The organism is Zoogloea sp. (assembly GCF_041904905.1).
Taxonomy (GTDB): domain Bacteria; phylum Pseudomonadota; class Gammaproteobacteria; order Burkholderiales; family Rhodocyclaceae; genus Zoogloea.
Genome location: NZ_JAYRMI010000032.1, coordinates 15,724 through 33,070, shown reverse-complemented (window position 1 = coordinate 33,070; position 17,347 = coordinate 15,724). Strand labels below are relative to the sequence as shown.

Sequence of the window (17,347 nt, the reverse complement as noted above, 5' to 3'; positions counted from 1 at the left end):
GCGGGCGCGGGCCGATGGGTTGCGGGCGAGGCCCGGCGCCCCGCTCACGCTGCGCCCTCCCCCTTCACCCGCCGCGCGAGGCGGTCGAAGGCCAGGTAGATCACCGGCGTGGTGAACAGGGTGAGCACCTGACTCACCAGCAGCCCGCCCACCAGGGTGATGCCCAGGGGCTGGCGCAGTTCGGAGCCGACGCCACTGCCCAGCATCAGCGGCAGCGCGCCCAGGAGCGCCGCGAGGGTGGTCATCAGGATCGGGCGGAAGCGCAGCAGGCAGGCCTGGAAGATCGCCTCGCGGGGGCCCAGGCCGGTGCTGCGCTGCGCGTCCAGGGCGAAGTCGATCATCATGATGGCGTTCTTCTTGACGATGCCGATCAGCAGCACGATGCCGATGATGCCCACGATGCCCAGCTCGGTGCGGGCCACCAGCAGGGCCAGCAAGGCGCCCACGCCGGCGGAGGGCAGCGTGGAGAGGATGGTCACCGGGTGGATGTAGCTCTCGTAGAGCACGCCCAGCACGATGTACATGGTGACCACCGCGGCGAGGATCAGCAGCAGGGTGCTGGTGAGGGACGACTGGAAGGCCAGCGCAGCGCCCAGGAAGCGGGTCTCGATGCTCGCCGGCATGCCCAGCTCGGCCTCGGCGGCGCGGATCGCGTCCACCGCGTCGCCCAGCGCGGCGCCGGGGGCGAGGTTGAAGGACAGGGTGGCCGCCGGGAACTGCCCCAGGTGATTCACCGCCAGGGTGGCCGGGCGCTCCGTCACCTTGACCACCGACGACAGGGGCACCTGCACGCCGCCGGTGCCGGCCACGTAGAGCTTGGCGATGGCGTCGGGCGTGGCGCGGAACGCGGGCTGCACCTCCAGCACCACCCGGTACTGGGTGGTCTGGGTGAAGATGGTGGACACCAGCCGCTGGCCGTAGGCGTTGTAGAGGGCGGCGTCGATGGCGGCGGTGCTCACCCCCAGCCGGGCGGCGCTGGCCCGGTCGATCTCGATCCACGCCTGGAGGCCCCGGTCTTGCAGATCGGAAGCCACGTCGGCCAGCTGGGGCAGGCTGCGCATCCGCTCCAGCAGGCGCGGCACCCAGTCGGAGAGCAGCGCGGCGTCGGGCGCCATCAGCGAGAACTGGTACTGGGTGCGGCTCACCCGGTCCTCAATCGAAAGATCCTGCACCGGCTGCATGTAGAGGGTGATGCCGGCCACCTGCTGCAGCGCGGGCTGCAGGCGGCGGATGACCTCGGTGGCGCTGGCGTCGCGCTCGGCCCGGGGCTTGAGGCTGATGAGCAGGCGCCCGCTGTTGAGCGTGGCGTTGGTGCCATCCACGCCGATGAAGGACGACAGGCCGGCCACCGCCGGGTCGTTCAGCACCACCTCGGCCACCGCCTGCTGGCGCTCGGCCATGGCGGCGAAGGAGATCGACTGGTCGGCCTCGGTGATGCCCTGGATCGCTCCGGTGTCCTGCACCGGGAAGAAGCCCTTGGGCACCGCCACGTAGAGCAGCACGGTGAGCGCCAGGGTGCCCACCGCCACCAGCAGGGTGAGGCCCTGCCGCGCCAGCACCCATTCGAGCATCGCCCCGTAGCGGGCGATCACCCGGTCGAAGAAGCGGCCCATCGTTTTGTAGAACCCGCCCTGCTGGCCCTCGGGCACGTGCTTGAGGAGCCGCGCGCACATCATCGGCGTGAGGGTGAGGGACACCACCGCCGAGATGAGGATGGCGATGGCCATGGTGATGGCGAACTCCCGGAACAGCCGCCCCACCACATCGGCCATGAAGAGCAGCGGGATGAGCACCGCGATCAGCGAGAAGGTGAGGGAGATGATCGTGAAGCCGATCTGGCGGGCGCCCTTGAGGGCCGCCTCCATCGGCGATTCGCCCTCCTCCACGTAGCGGGCGATGTTCTCGATCATCACGATGGCGTCGTCCACCACGAAGCCGGTGGAGATGGTGAGCGCCATCAGGGTGAGGTTGTTGAGGCTGAAGCCGGCGAGGTACATCACCCCGAAGGTGCCGACGATGGACAGGGGCACCGCCACGCTGGGGATGACGGTGGCCGGCACGCTGCGCAGGAACAGGAAGATCACCATCACCACCAGCGCCACCGCCAGCACCAGCTCGATCTGCACGTCGCGCACCGAGGCGCGGATGGTGGTGGTGCGGTCGTTGATGACCCGCACGTCCAGCGACGCGGGCAGGCTGGCGGTCATCTGCGGGAGCAGCGCCGTCACCTTGTCGGCCACCTCGATCACGTTGGCGCCGGGCTGGCGCTGCACGTTGACGATCACCGCGTCCTGGCGGTCGGCCCAGGCGGCGAGGCGCAGGTTCTCGGCGCCATCGACGAGCGAGGCCACGTCGGCGAGGCGGATCGGGTTGCCGTTTTTGTAGGCGACGATGAGCCGGGCGTATTCGTCCGCCGAACGCAGCTGGTCGTTGGCGTCGATGGTCGAGGCGCGCTGGGGGCCGTCGAAGCTGCCCTTGGCCTGGGTGACGTTGGCGTTGGCGATGGCCGTGCGGAGGTCCTCCAGCCCCAGCCCGTAGGCCGCGGCAGCGGTGGGGTTGACCTGCACCCGCACCGCCGGGCGACGCCCGCCGGCGATGCTCACCAGCCCCACGCCGGGCACCTGGGCGATCTTCTGGGCGAGGCGGCTCTCCACCAGATCGTGGATGCGGGTGATCGGCAGGCTGGGCGAACTCACCGCCAGGGTGAGGATGGGCGCGTCGGCCGGGTTCACCTTGCTGTAGGTGGGCGGCGCCGGCAGGTCGGTGGGCAGCAGGTTGGACGCGGCGTTGATGGCCGCCTGCACCTGCTGCTCGGCCACGTCCAGCCCCATCGACAGGGTGAAGCGCAGGGTGATGACCGAGGCCCCACCCGAGCTGGTGGACGACATCTCGTCCAGCCCCGGCATCTGGCCGAACTGGCGCTCCAGCGGCGCGGTGATGGCGGAGGTCATCACATCGGGGCTGGCGCCGGGGTAGAGCGTCTTGACCTGGATGGTGGGGTAATCCACCTCCGGCAGCGCCGAGATCGGCAGCAGCCGGTAGGCCACCAGGCCCGCCAGCAGGATCGCCACCATCAGCAGCGACGTGGCCACCGGGCGCAGGATGAAGAGACGGGAGGGGTTCATCGCCCGCGCCTCCGGGCGGTGCGGCGGGCAGACGGGCCCGCGCCGGCAGATCGGCCGCGCATCCGCTCAGTGCCCCGGCCGGCCGCCGCCATTGCCGCGCTTCTTGTCGCGGCCCGGCGCATCGGCCGCCTTCGGGTCGATGGCTTCCACCATCGCGCCGTCCTTCAGCTTGTCGAGGCCATCCACCACCACCTTGTCGCCGGCGGCGAGGCCCTCCTCGACCACCGCCACGCCGGCATCGGTGGCACCCAGCTTCACCGGCACCGCGGCCACCTTGCCGCCTTCGCCCAGGCGATACACGAAGCGCCCCTTGGCGCCCTGCTGGACCGCGGCCGTCGGCACCGCCACCACGCCCTTCAGGGTGTCGAGCAGCAGGCGCACATTGACGAACTGGTTGGGGAACAGGCTGCCGTCCTTGTTGGCGAACTCGGCCTTCAGCCTGACGGTGCCGGTGGCGGTGTCGATGAGGCTATCCACCGCCAGCAGCCGGCCTTCGGCGAGGCGCGTCTTCATGTCCCGGTCCCAGGCCTCCACCGCCAGCCCGGCACCGGATTTCACCCGCGCCATGATGGCCGGCAGGCGATCCTCCGGCACCGCGAAGACGGCGGTGATCGGCGTGACCTGGGCGATGGTGACGAGGCCGGCGGTGTCGGACGCCTTGACGATGTTGCCCGGGTCGACGCTGCGCAGGCCGGCGCGGCCGGCAATCGGCGCCTTGACGGTGGTGTAGGAGAGCTGCAGCTCGGCGCTCTTCACCGCCGCCTCGTCGGCCTGCACCGTGCCCTGGTACTGGCGCACCAGCGCCTCCTGGGTATCCACCTGCTGCCTGGCGATGGAATCCTGGGCCAGCAGGCCGCGGTAGCGCTCGAGGTCGAGCTTCGCGTTCTTCAGCAGCGCGGTGTCCCGGGCGAGGGTGCCGCGGGCCTGCTCCAGCGCCGCCTTGAAGGGCTCCGGGTCGATCAGGGCGAGCACCTCGCCGGCCTTCACCGGCTGGCCTTCGGTAAATCTCACCGCCAGCAGCGGGCCATCCACCCGGGTGCGCACCACCGCCTGGTTGCGCGGCACCACGCTGCCCAGGGCCGGCACCACCACGCGCACGTCGCGGGTGGCGACGGCCTCCAGCGTCACCGGGATCGGCCGGTCGCCGCGCGGGCCGCCGGGGCCACCGCGGCGCGACTCGGCGGGTCGGGCACCGCCCTCGCCCTCCGGCGCCGGTCGGTGGGTGGCGTACCACCCGCCCGCCCCCAGCACCGCCAGCCCCACGAGGTAGGGCCACACGCGACGGCGTTTGCGGCGGGCGGAATCGGCGGAAGGCGAGGCGGGCAGGGACGAAGCGCTGGCAGGACTGGACATGGGGCTTTTCCGGAACACGCCCAGGCATGGCACAGCCGGGCGGCAAGCCGGCACGGGGCCGGATACGGGTAGCAGCCAATGCTACACGAAGCGACCGTTAAGCAACGTCAAGGGCGGTCGGCGAACGGCTGCGCATCGGGAAGGCTGGGGTAGTGGGAGACCGTCCTGGAGGGGTGGGGTTCCGGGGCGGCGCTTGAAAGCTGGCGCCGGCGCGCTACCATTGGGCTGGATGGCCCGTGCCGGCGCATCGTCTTGCCCGGCGGGCCCTCGATCGGGAGACCACCATGAACACCCTCAAGCACAGCCTCCTGCTGGCGGCCGCCAGCCTGTTGACCGGCAGCCTCGCCTGGGCCCAGCCCGGGCCCGGGATGGGCGGCGGGATGGGCAGCGGGATGGGGCCGGGCGCCGGTCCGGCCAATCGCCCCTGCATGGCCGCGGGGCAGGCCCGGCCCACGCCCCAACCCATGCCCCAGTGCAACTGGCGGGCCAACCGCCGCAACACGCCGGGGCTGGCGCTGATGACGCCGGAGGAACGCAGCGCCCACCGGGACCGGATGCGCGGCATGCAATCCCGCGAGGAGTGCCTGGCCTACCTCACCGAGCACCACGCCCAGATGGCCGAACGCGCCAAGGCCAAGGGCCAGACCCTGCCCGAGCCGCGCGCCCGGATGTGCGAGCGCCTGCCCTCGGCCACCCAGCCCCGCTGACGCAGCCTGCGCCCTTGAGCGATCACCCCCTCGACCTCGCCCGGGCGGCCTTCCTGGCCGCCGGGCACACCCTGCGCAACGAACGCCGGGATTTTCCCGAATGGCACCTGGGCCGCCCCCACTACGCCCTGTGGGCGGTGGACGTGGACCTGCCGGAGGTGCGCCTCGCCGTGGCGGGCGCCGACGCCCATCTGGCCGGGCTGCTCCTCGACGGCTACCGCCGCCAGCCGCACATCACCCTGGCTTTGGGCGGCTTTCCCACCGCCACCCCGCAGCACCCCGACGACTACGGCCCGGATCGCTTCGCGGCCCAGGTGGCGGCCCTGGCCGCGCACGCCCCCGCGCCCTTCCCGCTCAACGTCGGGGCGCTGGCCAGCTTCAGCTCGGCGCCCTACCTTGCCGTCACCGATCCGGCTGGCGGCATTCACCGTCTGCGCCAGGCGCTCGCCGGAACGCAAGACGAACCCGGCGGCCCGTACACGCCCCACGTCACGGTGGGCCTGTACGCCGGCGTGTGGCCCACCGCCCACATCCAGCCGCGGCTCGACCGCTTCCCCACCCCCCCCCAGCCCTGCCACGTCGCGCGCATCAGCCTGATGCACTACGCCGCGCCCGAGATCGGCGGCGCGCTCACCACCCTGGCCCACTTCGACCTCGCCCACCGCCGGCTCGACTGGCTGCGGCGCCCTGCCGGCTGGCCAGACGCCGGCTGAAACCCCGCCCTTTCCGGCCGGCCGGGTCGCGCCCAGCGCCGGGGCTGGCCTACAATGGCCGATTCCCCACCCGTTTCAGCAGGACTTCGCGATGACCCGAATCGCCCGCCGCATGGCCGACATCCAGCCCTTCCACGTGATGGAGATCCTCAAGCGCGCCCACGCCCTGGCCGCCGAAGGCCGCGACATCATCCACCTGGAGGTGGGCGAGCCGGATTTCCCCAGCCCCGCCCCCATCGTCGAGGCCGGCCGCCGCTTCCTCACCAGCGGCCATGTGCACTACACGCCGGCCCTGGGCCTCACCGCGCTCCGCGAGGCCATCGCCCGCTTCTACCGCGACCGCTTCGGGGCCGACGTGGCGCCCGAGCGCATCGTCGTCACCCCCGGCGCGTCCGGCGCGCTGATGCTGGCCCTGGGCGTGCTCACCGATCCGGGCGACGAATGGCTGCTGCCCGATCCGGGCTACCCCTCCAACCGCCATCTGGTGCGCAGCTTCGAGGGCAAGCCGGTGGCCCTGCCGGTGGATGCCACCACCCGCTTCCAGCCCACGCCGGATCATGTCGCCGCCGCCTGGACGCCCAGCACCCGCGGGCTGATGGTCGCGTCCCCGGCCAACCCCACCGGCACCCTGCTGGATCTGGACGAGATCGTCGCCCTGCGCGACACGGTGGCCGCGCGGGGTGGCGTGCTGATCGTGGACGAGATCTATCAGGGCCTGAACTACGGCGTCGAGGCGAGCACCGCCCTCGGCCGGGCCGATGACGTGTTCGTGGTAAACAGCTTTTCGAAGTATTTCGGGATGACCGGCTGGCGGCTGGGCTGGATGGTGGTGCCCGAAGGCTACGTGCGGGAGATCGAGAAACTCGCCCAGCACTTCTTCATCTCGCCGTCGACCCCGGCCCAGCACGCTGCGCTGGCGGCCTTCGAGCCGGGCACGCTGGAGATCCTGGAGGCCCGTCGCCACGCCTTCGCCGACCGTCGCAATGCGCTGTTGCCTGCGCTGCGCGACATCGGCTTCCGCTTTGCCACGGAGCCCCAGGGGGCCTTCTATCTCTACGCCGACATCTCCGACATCGCCGCCAGCAGCGAGGAACTCGCCCAGCGGCTGATCGAGGAAGCCGGCGTGGCCACCACCCCGGGCATCGACTTCGGGGACAACGCGCCAGAGCGTCACCTGCGCATTGCCTACACCACCGACGAAGCCCGGCTGGTAGAAGCCGCCGAACGCATCCGCCGCGTGCTGTAGGCAGCGGCGGCGCGCATCGCCCTCCGACGCCTGTTGCGGGGGCGCGGAGGGGTTCGGCAGAAGAAGGAAAGCACGCGCCTGCCAGCCGGCAGGCACGCGGAGCGCCCGATCAGGCCCCGAAGTACTTGCCGCCGCGGGCGGCCTGGCTCAGCTGGGCCTTCACCGCCATCACCTTGTTGGCGTAGGGCGCGGTGGGGTCGCTGGAACCGTTGTACTGCTGAAGGGCACGCTCGACCGAGCCGGTGCTCTGGATGTACTCCTTGAGCACCAGGGCGCCGACACGGATGTTGGTGTCCGGGTCGAACATCGCGCCCTTGTCGGTCTTCACGTCCACCTTGTCCGGATGCCACTTGGGGATGACCTGCATCAGGCCCTGGGCGCCCATCGGGCTCTCGGCAAAGGGGTTGAAGCGCGACTCGATGGCCATCACCGCCACCAGCAGCAGCGGGTCGACACCGACGCTGCGGCCGGTCTGCTGGGCCGAAGCCAGCAGCGGTTCGACGGCAACCGCGGACACCTGGTAGCGCTTGGCGATATACGCCTTGACGCGCTGCAGGTCGGGACTGAGCTTGGAGGACGGGGTGTCGGCGACTTCCACGACTTCCGGCTCGATCTCCTCGACGGCGGCCACGGTGGCAGATGCACCGGTGAGACTGCCGAGGGAGAGACCCTGAACGCCATGATTGGCGATCCGCGAAGCGACAAAAAGAGTAACGATAAGGCCAGCGACGAGCAGACCGCCGTGGGCGAAGTGAAGCATGAATGAAGCCGCGTGACGTGCGTACTTCGTGATACGAGTTGCGAACATGGGCTCTCCTTTCTGTGGCCACAGCCCAGCAAGCGCGCACGAAGTGCCGCCCCGATGAAAACCGGGAGCAGGCGTTCCGCTTGTATCGCCCGACAGCCCTCGAAAAGCAGGGCCGGGTTCAACTCGTCAGCCACAAAAACCGGCCGACGGCACTCGAAAGACTAGGTCGCCAGGGGTTGATCCAAACACGCTGGTGCAACCAGGCAGCGTGCAAAAAATGACGCGGAAACCAGACCAGGGTTCTGGCCAGTGACCGGCTTGGGATGCCCGGTCATGCGGCGGTTTCTGCGCCGGCGTTTAACAAGAAACGATCCAAAAAAATGTGTGCTGCATTGCACACAGAGCGCATTGTATTGATTCGACTGGATTTTGTCAATCCCGGGGGCGCTCCGGCGGCTGCCGGGCGATGCCCGCAGCATTGTCGGGGCGGCAGCGCTGGCGCGCCTCCGGGCCCGGCGACCGGGGCAAAACCAGCCCCGGAGCGGCTTTCGCCCGCCCCCCGGCAGCGTTCAGCCAGGGCGCGCCGCGACTGGAAAAGGCCAGCGCATCCGATCCCCGTCGTCGCCATCGACGGCACCTTCGGGCTCGATGCGCGCGGCGAGTTCGCCCTGCCCGATGCGCGCCAGTTCGCGGCGCAGGCGCCCCCACGAGAAGTACGGCCCGGGGTCGGTCTTGCGGCCCGGTGCGACGTCGGCGTGGCCGGTCACCCCCTCCACCGGGAAACGCGCGCAGAGATCGGCCAGCAGGCGGGCCAGCGCCTCATACTGGGCCGGCTCGAAGGGCAGCGTGTCGCAGCCTTCCAGCTCGATGCCCACCGAGAAGTCGTTGCAGCGCTCGCGCCCCCGCCAGCTGGAGACGCCGGCGTGCCAGGCGCGCCGCTCGGGGGGCACGAACTCGATCGGCTCGCCGGTGCGGCGAATGAAGTAGTGGGCCGACACCCGCAGGTGATGGATCGTTGCGTAATAGGGATGGGCCGCCGGATCGAGGCAGTTGGTGAACAACTGCGCCACCCCCTCGCCGCCGAAGCGGTCGGGCGGCAGGCTGATGGCGTGGATGACGATGAGCGAGACGGCCTCGCCGGGGGCGCGGTCGTCGCAGTTGGGGGATACGATCCTGCGTGGATTCATGGGGCAAGGCTCCCGTCCCGGGCAAAGCCGGTGAGCTTGCCACCGTCCAGCACGTAGCGCACCTCCCGCTCGACGAGCGGAGCGGCGAGGGAGTCGGGCAGCACGACGCCGGGCACCCTCACCCCGGCCAGATCGAGCAGCGTGGCGCCCACCATCTCCTGGCCGATGTAACGCCCCCGGTTGGCGGCGAGCGTCTGCCACGACTGCGGCCGGTAAAGGCGCTCGGCCCAGAAGAGGGTGGCCGGCCGGGTGTCGAAGTGGGTGACGCTGCCGCAGTGCTGGTAGCGCTGCCGCGCGTCGTCGTAGAGGTTCTCGCCGTGATCGGAGGCGTAGGCCAGCACCACCTCGCCCTCGGCGCCGTGCAGGGCCTCGATGACGCGGGAGAGGATCCAGTCGGTATAGCGCAGGCTGTTGTCGTAGCGGGCCGAACGGTCGCGCTCCGGCGTGCCGTCGCCGTGGAAGACGTCGAAGTCGGCCGGGTAGCGCTGCTCGTACTCGAAGTGGCTGCCGATGAGCTGCAGCACGATGAACTTGCGGGGCTGCGGCACCAGCAGCAGGCGGCGCAGCTCGGGCAGCAGGGCGTCGTCCCGCACCGGCGAGCCCGGGTTGAGGTAGCGCAGGTTGCGGGCGTGGTCGGCGCGGATGCCGATGGCCTCGGCGAGCGCCGGCTCGTGCATCGACACGAAGGCGGTGAAGAAGCCGGCCGCGGCGAAATAGTCGAACAGGGTGGGCGCCCCTTCGTCCGGCGGGCGGCGGGCGATGCCGGCGGCGTCGCTCATGGTGAGCATGGCCGGGACGGCGGTGTGGGTGCAGTCGGACACCGAGCGCACATCGGGAAAGCTCACCACGCCGGGCAGGGCACCCAGAATGGGCGTCGTATCCCGGCCGTAGCCGTTGAGGCCGAGCCGGTCGGCGCGGGCCGATTCGCCGATCACCAGCACGTAGGTCTGGGGCCGATGGCGGGCCGCTGGGTCCACCTTCACCCGCACCGGCGCAATCGCCGCCACCACCGGTCGCGGCGTGGCCAGCAGCACCAGCGGCTGGACCAGGGAAACCGGATAGGTGCGCAGCACCAGCTCGGGGCTGGCCCACGGATGCAGCGGCAGCCGCGTGCGCAGAAAGCTGTCGTGGAGGAAACCCGTGGCCAGATAGGCCAGCCCGCAGAGCAGCCCGACCTGCCGCCACCGCGACGCCGCCGGCCAGGGGCGACGAAGCTTCAGCGCCAGGGCCACCAGCACCTCGAGGATCAACACCGCCCAGGTGGACCACTGCCGCGCTGCATCGGCGAGAAATTCGACGGCGCTGCGACCGTCGCTCATGCGCAGGGCGAGCATCAGCTCGTCGCCGGGCATCACCCCGAAGCGCCACGCGTACCACGCCACCGGTGGCGCCAGCAGCAGGCAGGGCAGCGCCAGCAGACGCACCGGCCGCGGCCACGGCAGGCTGGCCGCAACCAGCACCAGCGCCAGCACCGCCCCCACGCCGGCCGCCCGGTCGCCCCAGCGCTGGGGCAAGGCCAGTACCGGCAGCAGCAGCACGGCCAGCAGCAGGCTGTCGGGCCAGCGGCTAAAGCGGTGCGGATCGGAGGGTTGCGAGTGCCCGGTCACGGGAGGCGCTCCAGGGTGGGGAGGTTCAGCTTGCAAAAACAAAGCCCGGAAGGCTTGCGCCATTCCGGGCTTGTTGCGTCAGGCCACCGCCGGGGTGGCCTGGAGGCCCTGCGACAATCAGCAGATCGGGGGCGAAGCGGTACGGCAGGTGCCGCTGGTGGCCCACGTGATGGAGGCGGTGCCCGGAACCGGAGTGAGCACGTAGGTTTCGCCGTCCAAACCACCAGTCTTCTTGGCAGCTGCGGTAATCACACCGTCCTTGGCGGACAGGGAGTCGAGGTTGCCCTTGCCTGCACCAGCAGCGATTGCATCGGGGATCGACCACGTGCCGCCATCATTATCCTTAGCACCAGTATCACAACCGGTAAGCTTGCCGTTGTTGTTCTGGATGCACAGCTCAACGGCGGACTTGTAGGCGGCGGTCTGGGACACGACGTCGGAGAACTTGGCCTTGCGCTGGAACTGCTGGTACTGGGGAACGGCGATGGCGGCCAGGATACCGATGATGGCCACGACGATCATCAGTTCGATCAGGGTGAAACCGCCTTGCTTCTTCATGTCTTTCATGTGCGTATCTCCAAGAGATTATGGGTATTCCAGAACGGGCTCGAGACCCGGCTGACAACGCTAATGCAACCGCCGTGCCAGAATCCGACCGACGGGTCGAAACGTCTATGAATCAGACACTTTCAACAAAGCGACGCCCCCACGCCAGCGCCGCGGCAAGCGCAGCAGCGGGCTTCAGGTGACGATTTTCGTCACCCCCTTGCCGAAATGCGTCAGTCATTCGCGCCGCCGCTGCCGGAACGAAGCGACGCGGGATGCGGTCTGTCCCTTCGGGCAGCCCGCCGATATCGTCGAGAGCACACCGCATGGACACCGCCGTCAACGTCAACACCCGCAGCACCGTGGCCCGCATTCTCTGGATGCACCGTTGGAGCCCGCGTCTGCTGTCCTTCCGCCTGAGCCGCGAGCCGGGCTTCCGCTTCGTGCCCGGGCAGTTTGCGCGGCTGGGGCTGCTGAAAGAGAACGGGGCGCCGGTGTGGCGGGCCTACTCGATGACCTCGGCCACCTGGGACGAGCACCTGGAGTTCTACTCCATCGTGGTGCCCGACGGTGCCTTCACCTCGCGCCTCGCCCAGTTGGCGGTGGGTGACGAGGTGATGATCGAGCGCAGCGCGAACGGCTTCTTCACCACCGACCGCTTCGCCGATGGCCGCGACCTGTGGATGCTCGGCACCGGCACCGGCCTCGCCCCCTACCTGTCCATCCTCCAGGACGAATCCACCTGGCAGCGCTTCGACCGGCTGATCCTAGTCCACTGCGCCCGCCTCGCCGAAGACCTGGCGTATCGGGACGAGATCGCCGCGCTGCGGCAGCACCCGTTGTGGGCGGCCCAGGGCCACAAGCTGATCTACCAGCCGGTGGTCACCCGCGAGACCGCCCCCGGCGCGCTCCACGCCCACATCCCCGAGCTGATCCGCCAGGGTGGGCTCGAAACCGCCGTCGGGCTGCCCTTTTCCGATGCCGACTCCCGTTTCATGATCTGCGGCAGCCCCGACATGGTGCGCGACACCCACAAGGCGCTGATGGAACGGGGTTTCCGCCTGAGCCGACTGGCGGCGCCGGGCCACATCGCGGTCGAGAACGCCTGGTAAGCGCCCCATCTCGGGGAGCCGCGCACCGCAACTGCGCCTGTTTTTGGTGCAGTCAAAATGGCGATGCACGAATAAAGTGCGACAAATCGATGCAAGCTTGGCATCAAGTTGATGAATTAATTAGACTTTCCCGAAAAGCTAAACTGGCACGGCACCTGCTTGGTGCTTCGCTTCGATTTTGGAGCCCAAAATGGAGCAATCAAGCAACGCCAGTAACGTCCTCTTCGTGCTGCTCGGCGCCATCATGGTGCTGGCGATGCACGCAGGCTTCGCCTTCCTAGAGGTCGGCACCGTCCGCAAGAAGAACCAGGTCAACGCGCTGGTCAAGATCCTGACCGACTTCTGCGTGTCGGCCATCGCCTACTTCTTCATCGGCTACACCGTGGCCTACGGGGTCAACTTCTTCTCCGGTGCCGACGTGCTGGCCCAGAAGAGCGGCTACGAGATGGTGAAGTTCTTCTTCCTGCTCACCTTCGCGGCGGCCATCCCGGCGATCATCTCCGGCGGCATCGCCGAGCGGGCCAAGTTCCACCCCCAGAGCATCGCCACCTTCCTGCTGGTCGGCTTCGTGTATCCCTTCTTCGAGGGCATCGCCTGGAACGACAACTTCGGCATCCAGCCGTGGCTGGAGGCCGTCACCGGCGCCAAGTTCCACGACTTCGCCGGCTCGGTGGTGGTGCACGCCGTGGGTGGCTGGATCGCCCTACCCGCCGTGCTCCTGCTGGGCGCCCGCCGCGGCCGCTACACCAAGGACGGCAACGTGGCCGCCCACCCGCCATCCAACATTCCCTTCCTGGCCCTGGGCGCGTGGATCCTCACCGTAGGCTGGTTCGGCTTCAACGTGATGTCGGCCCAGACCCTCGACAAGGTGAGCGGCCTGGTGGCCCTCAACTCGCTGATGGCGATGGTCGGCGGCACCCTGGCGGCGATGGTGCTGGGCAAGAACGACCCGGGCTTCATCCACAACGGCCCCCTGGCCGGGCTGGTGGCCGTGTGTGCCGGCTCCGACCTGATGCACCCGATCGGCGCGCTGGCCACCGGCACCGTCGCCGGCGTGCTCTTCGTGCAGCTCTTCACCGTCACCCAGAACCGCTGGAAGATCGACGACGTGCTCGGCGTGTGGCCGCTGCACGGCCTGTGCGGCGCCTGGGGCGGCATCGCCGCGGGCATCTTCGGCACCACCGCGCTGGGCGGCATCGGCGGGGTGAGCCTGGTGGCCCAGCTGGCTGGCACCTTGGCCGGCATCGCGATCGCACTGGCGGGCGGCGCCATCGTGTATGGCACGCTCAAGCAGCTCGTCGGCATCCGCCTCGACCCTGAAGAGGAATTCGAGGGCGCCGACCTGACGATCCACAAGATCACCGCCACGCCGGACCGGGAGACCCACTGGTAAGCCCGCTCCGCAAGCTCCACCCCCCGCAAGGCCCGGTTTCGACCGGGCCTTGTGCATTTCGGGGCCGGCCTTCCGGGCGCGGCTCACGGCGACGCAAAGGCCACTGCGCCCGAGGATGCCCGGCCGTCAGGATGGGCGCAGCGCCCAGGCAGAATGAGTATGAGAATCCTCCTCAGACGCATTCCTGGCAGGGCGCCAAAGGGCGGTCATCCGTCACACCCCGATGCATCCGGAACCCAGGCTGGCTCAAGATTCCGGCCGGATTGCCGTATCAGCATTGCCTATTACTTTAGTTATAAATCGAGGACGCCCGTCGAGGGCGTGGGGGAAAGCGATGAAATCGATCAACCGGATGTCCCTCAGCCACCAGTTCGTTGGCGCATCCATCCTGCTCGGGGGAATGGTGATCCTCGGGCTGGCCTTGTTCGTGTCGTCCTACACCTACCGGCTGGGGCTGGAGCACGCCGACCGGGAGGTGAAAGGCCACATCCACGGCCTGCGCCAGCTGGTGGACACCACCCACGAGATCAGCGTGGGCCTCACCGACAAGGTGTCGTCGATCTTCCTGTCCCGCTTCCCCGAGCCCTTCGTGCTCCACCCCGACCGCCCCATCCGGGTCGGCACGGCGGACACCCCCACCCTCGACTACCAAGGCCGGCCGATCAACCTCGACTTCACCACCGTGGACGACTTCGCCCGCACCTCCGGCGGCGTGGCCACCGTGTTCGTGCGCAAGGGCGACGACTTCGTGCGGGTGAGTACCTCCCTCAAGACCGAGGCCGGCGAGCGGGCCGTGGGCACCGCGCTGGCCGCCGACCACCCCGCCAAGGCCCGGCTGATCGCCGGCGAGACCTACCTGGGCGTGGCCAAACTATTCGGCCGCCAGTACATGACCAAGTACACCCCCGCCCGGGACAAGGACGGGAAGGTGGTGGGCGCGCTGTTCGTGGGCTTCGACCTCACCGGCGCCTTCGGCAGCCTCAAGACTGCCCTGGAGAGCATCCGGTTCGGCACCACGGGCTACGCCTTCATGGTCCGCGCCAAGGGCAGCGAGAAGGGGCTGGTGATCTTTCACCCGGTGCTGGCGGGCAAGAACGCCGCCGAGATCCGCGACGCGGACGGCGGCCAGCCCCTGGACAAGATGCTCGCCGGCAGCGCCGGCAGCGTGACCTACCCGTGGCGGGAGGCCGACGGCAGCATCCAGACCAAGATCGCCTACTACGAGCAGACCGACAGCCTGGGTGGCCTGGTGGTGGCGGGCGGCGGCTACATGAAGGATTTCACCGCCGAGAGCATCGCCCTGCGCAACATCATCCTGGTGGCGGCGTCGGTGGCGGCACTGGTGCTGTCGCTGCTGCTCTACGCCTTCATCACCCACCAGATGCGGCCGGTGAAGGCCATCGTCGAGGTGCTCGGGCGGATCGGCGCGGGCGATCTGCAGGCGCGCATCCGCCACGAGCCCCACGAGGAAGGCACCCGCAACGAGCTGCACATCATCGCCAACAACATCGACGCCACCGCCCGCAACGTGGGCGCGCTGATCGCCGAGCTGCGCCAGCAGGCCACCGAGATCGAGGACACCGCGGCCACCCTCTCGCGCACCTCCGAGGCCCTGGCCGGCGCCGCCGCAACCCAGAACGACGCCTCCCACGCCATGGCCAACGGCGTGGGCGAGATGGCGGCGAGCATCCAGCAGGTGAGCGACAACGCCCGCAGCGCCGACGCCCACACCCGGGAGACCCGCCAGCAGGCGGCCCGCGGCCAGGAGGCCACCCGCCACGTGATCGCCCAGATGGGCAGCATCGAGCAGGCCGTCTCCGCCGCCGCCGCACGCATCCAGCAGCTTGGCGAAGCCTCCGGGCACATCTCGACGGTGGTGTCGGTGATCCGCGAAGTGGCCGACCAGACCAACCTGCTGGCCCTCAACGCCGCCATCGAGGCCGCCCGCGCCGGCGAGCAGGGCCGCGGCTTTGCGGTGGTGGCCGACGAGGTGCGCAAGCTGGCCGAACGCACCGCGGCCTCCACCCAGGAGATCGCCCGAGTCGTCGAATCCATCCAGACCGGCACCCGCGACGCGATCCAGGGCATGGCCTCGGCGCGGGAGCAGGTGGCCACAGGGGTGGAGAAGGTGGAAGCCTCCGGCCGCACGATGAGCGAGATCGAGGCCGGGGCCGAAGAGGTGGCGACGATTGCCGCCGAGATGTCGGCCAGCCTGCGTCAGCAGGCCGCGGCCAGCAGCGGTATCGGCGACGAGGTGGCGCGCATCAGCCACATCTCGGGCCAGAACGACGCCTCCGCCCGGGAGGCGCTGGCGGCGGCGAGCACCCTCGCCCGCCTGTCCCGCCGCATGTCGGAGGCGGTGGACCGCTTCCGGGTCGAACACTGAGGCAGCACAAACAAAAACGGCCCGGGTTCAACCGGGCCGTTTTCATTGGGACGGGCGTCAGCGCTCGTCGAAGCTCACCAGCAGGCGCCGGCAGGTGGGCCGGGCCTGACAACTGAGCACGAAGCCCTGGGCCATCTCGGCCGCCTCCAGCGTGAAGTTCTTGTCCATCTCCACGCTGCCCTCGATCACCTTGGCGCGGCAGGTGCAGCACACCCCGGCCTTGCACGAGAAGGGCAGATCGAGCCCGGCGTTGAGGGCCACGTCGAGCACGTGCTCGTGGGGCGCCATCGCCATCTCGTGCTCCTTGCCGTCGAGGATGACGGTGAGGGCCACCGACCGGGCCGCCTCGCCGGCTGCATCGCGCGGGCCGGTGGGCACCTTGCCGGCGGGCAGCGGGGTGTTGGCGGTGAAGCGCTCGGTGTAGATGCGGTCGGGCCGCACGCCCACTTCGAGCAGCGCCTGCTGGGTGGCGTCGATCATCGCCTCGGGGCCACAGATGAAGACTTCGTCCATGCTCGCCGCCGGCAGCAGCGCCGAAACGATGGCCTTGACCTTGTCGGTGTCGATGCGCCCCTGGAGCAGATCCACCTCCTGCGCCTGGCGGGACAGCACGTGGATCAGGGTGAGGCGGTCGCGGTAGCGGTCCTTCAGATCCTGCAGCGCCTCGTTGAACATCACCGACGACATGCGACGGTTGCCGTACACCAGGGTGAACTTGGAGCCGGGCTGCTCCTCCAGCGTGGTGGCGGCGATGGACAGGATCGGCGTGATACCGGATCCGGCCGCAAAGCCGACCCGATGTATCGCGCGCTGCTTCTTCACCGTGAAGCGGCCGTCTGGCGGCATCGCCTGGATGGTGTCGCCAGCCTTGACCGACTGGGCCGCCCAGTTGGAGAACAGACCGCCATCGACGGGGCGGATGCCCACCTCCAGCTCGCCGGCCTTGGCGAGGCGGCTGCGCGGGCAGCTGATGGAGTAGCTGCGCCGCACGTCCTGGCCGTCGATGGTGGCGCGCAGGGTGAGGAACTGGCCCGGCTCGAAGGCGAAACGCTCGCGGGCGTCGTCGGGGATGGCAAAGGTGATCGCCACCGCACCAGCCGCTTCGGGGCTGACGCGCTTGACGGTGAGGTCGTGGAAACGGGGGGCTGACATGGGGGGCTCCTTCGGAGCGGGGAGGAGATGAGAGTGAGGCGTGAGGAGGCCTTGACCGATCCTGTTGCGCTG

Annotated in this window: 13 protein-coding genes; 6 read left to right on the top strand and 7 right to left on the bottom strand. The window is 69.6% G+C overall.

Annotation, left to right across the window (positions count from 1 at the left end; all coding sequences use genetic code 11):
- Window positions 1-44: 44 nt before the first annotated feature.
- Together ACE3N6_RS10825 and ACE3N6_RS10820 are read right to left on the bottom strand one after the other, a co-directional pair.
- Window positions 45-3,176 (bottom strand): MdtB/MuxB family multidrug efflux RND transporter permease subunit, encoded by a 3,132-nt coding sequence (locus ACE3N6_RS10825; protein ID WP_374245656.1) that lies wholly within the window; start codon window positions 3,174-3,176, stop codon window positions 45-47.
- A 15-nt stretch (window positions 3,177-3,191) separates the two neighbouring features.
- The gene (locus ACE3N6_RS10820) at window positions 3,192-4,478 is read right to left on the bottom strand and encodes an MdtA/MuxA family multidrug efflux RND transporter periplasmic adaptor subunit (RefSeq protein WP_374245636.1); all 1,287 of its coding nucleotides are present in this window, start codon (window positions 4,476-4,478) and stop codon (window positions 3,192-3,194) included.
- A gap of 284 nt (window positions 4,479-4,762) precedes the next feature.
- Here ACE3N6_RS10820 and ACE3N6_RS10815 point away from each other — a divergent pair, with 284 nt between their 5' ends.
- The 3 genes from ACE3N6_RS10815 (at window position 4,763) to ACE3N6_RS10805 (ending at window position 7,144) form a co-directional block, all read left to right on the top strand.
- Window positions 4,763-5,185, top strand: a complete 423-nt coding sequence (locus tag ACE3N6_RS10815; protein WP_374245634.1) for a hypothetical protein — start codon at window positions 4,763-4,765, stop codon at window positions 5,183-5,185.
- Between the two features lie 14 nt (window positions 5,186-5,199).
- Window positions 5,200-5,898 carry a 2'-5' RNA ligase family protein gene (locus ACE3N6_RS10810; protein WP_374245632.1) on the top strand — a complete coding sequence of 233 codons (699 nt, stop codon included), beginning with the start codon at window positions 5,200-5,202 and terminating at the stop codon, window positions 5,896-5,898.
- A 91-nt stretch (window positions 5,899-5,989) separates the two neighbouring features.
- A complete protein-coding gene (locus ACE3N6_RS10805; protein WP_374245630.1) occupies window positions 5,990-7,144 on the top strand; it encodes a pyridoxal phosphate-dependent aminotransferase in 1,155 nt (384 codons plus the stop codon).
- A gap of 109 nt (window positions 7,145-7,253) precedes the next feature.
- Here ACE3N6_RS10805 and ACE3N6_RS10800 read toward each other — a convergent pair whose 3' ends face one another.
- The 4 genes from ACE3N6_RS10800 to ACE3N6_RS10785 all read right to left on the bottom strand — a co-directional run bounded on the left by ACE3N6_RS10800 (window position 7,254) and on the right by ACE3N6_RS10785 (window position 11,244).
- A complete protein-coding gene (locus ACE3N6_RS10800; protein ID WP_374245628.1) occupies window positions 7,254-7,904 on the bottom strand; it encodes a lytic transglycosylase domain-containing protein in 651 nt (216 codons plus the stop codon).
- Between the two features lie 557 nt (window positions 7,905-8,461).
- Window positions 8,462-9,079 carry a 1,6-anhydro-N-acetylmuramyl-L-alanine amidase AmpD gene (gene ampD, locus ACE3N6_RS10795; protein WP_374245626.1) on the bottom strand — a complete coding sequence of 206 codons (618 nt, stop codon included), beginning with the start codon at window positions 9,077-9,079 and terminating at the stop codon, window positions 8,462-8,464.
- On the bottom strand, window positions 9,076-10,686 hold the full coding sequence (locus tag ACE3N6_RS10790; protein ID WP_374245624.1) for a phosphoethanolamine transferase: 1,611 nt from the start codon (window positions 10,684-10,686) through the stop codon (window positions 9,076-9,078). The genes ampD and ACE3N6_RS10790 overlap by 4 nt, the downstream gene beginning before the upstream one ends.
- A 117-nt stretch (window positions 10,687-10,803) precedes the next feature.
- Window positions 10,804-11,244: a prepilin-type N-terminal cleavage/methylation domain-containing protein gene (locus tag ACE3N6_RS10785; RefSeq protein WP_374245654.1), complete on the bottom strand. Its 441-nt coding sequence runs from the start codon at window positions 11,242-11,244 to the stop codon at window positions 10,804-10,806.
- 314 nt (window positions 11,245-11,558) lie between these two features.
- Between ACE3N6_RS10785 and ACE3N6_RS10780 the strand changes: the two genes are divergently transcribed.
- The 3 genes from ACE3N6_RS10780 (at window position 11,559) to ACE3N6_RS10770 (ending at window position 16,123) form a co-directional block, all read left to right on the top strand.
- Window positions 11,559-12,344, top strand: coding sequence for a ferredoxin--NADP reductase (locus tag ACE3N6_RS10780; RefSeq protein WP_374245622.1), 786 nt, complete (start codon window positions 11,559-11,561; stop codon window positions 12,342-12,344).
- Window positions 12,345-12,534: 190 nt separating this feature from the next.
- Entirely contained in the window at window positions 12,535-13,737 is a 1,203-nt protein-coding gene (locus ACE3N6_RS10775) for an ammonium transporter (protein WP_374245620.1), read from the top strand.
- A 334-nt stretch (window positions 13,738-14,071) separates the two neighbouring features.
- Window positions 14,072-16,123, top strand: a complete 2,052-nt coding sequence (locus ACE3N6_RS10770; RefSeq protein WP_374245618.1) for a methyl-accepting chemotaxis protein — start codon at window positions 14,072-14,074, stop codon at window positions 16,121-16,123.
- A gap of 57 nt (window positions 16,124-16,180) precedes the next feature.
- Here ACE3N6_RS10770 and paaE read toward each other — a convergent pair whose 3' ends face one another.
- Window positions 16,181-17,275, bottom strand: coding sequence for a 1,2-phenylacetyl-CoA epoxidase subunit PaaE (gene paaE, locus ACE3N6_RS10765; protein ID WP_374245616.1), 1,095 nt, complete (start codon window positions 17,273-17,275; stop codon window positions 16,181-16,183).
- Window positions 17,276-17,347 lie beyond the last annotated feature (72 nt).